The following is a 366-nucleotide window of genomic DNA, read 5'->3' as shown; positions in this document are numbered from 1 at the left end:
GATTCTCGCCTGCCAATGTATGAAAGGGGAACTGAGATTCAAAACCGCCGTCAAGTCAGTGTTGTTTCTTTAGAGGAATGCGAAAATGTAGCAAGAGAATTAGGAGTGAAAGAGATTCTTCCAGAGTGGCTAGGTGCAAATTTGTTGATCAGTGGAATAGATGATTTGACAAAACTGCGTATGGGTAGTCGGATCATGTTCCCAAGTGGGGCTGTAATCATTTGTGAAGGCGAAAATCCTCCTTGTATTCATCCTGGTAAAGTAATAGAGGAAAAAACGCAACAGGTAAAGATAGCACCGAAATTTGTTAAGGCAGCACATCAAAAGAGAGGCATTGTCTGTTCTGTAGAAAGACCAGGAGAAATT

At 41.5% G+C, this 366-nt stretch carries 1 protein-coding gene; it reads left to right on the top strand.

Annotated elements, in window-relative coordinates; genetic code table 11:
- The coding region (locus EIZ39_RS26240; protein ID WP_129204529.1) for an MOSC domain-containing protein at positions 1-366 on the top strand (366 nt) is incomplete at both ends.

It is taken from the genome of Ammoniphilus sp. CFH 90114 (genome assembly GCF_004123195.1).
Taxonomy (GTDB): domain Bacteria; phylum Bacillota; class Bacilli; order Aneurinibacillales; family RAOX-1; genus YIM-78166.
Note: the sequence above shows the minus strand (reverse complement) of the source record. Positions and strands in the feature narration are given on the sequence as shown.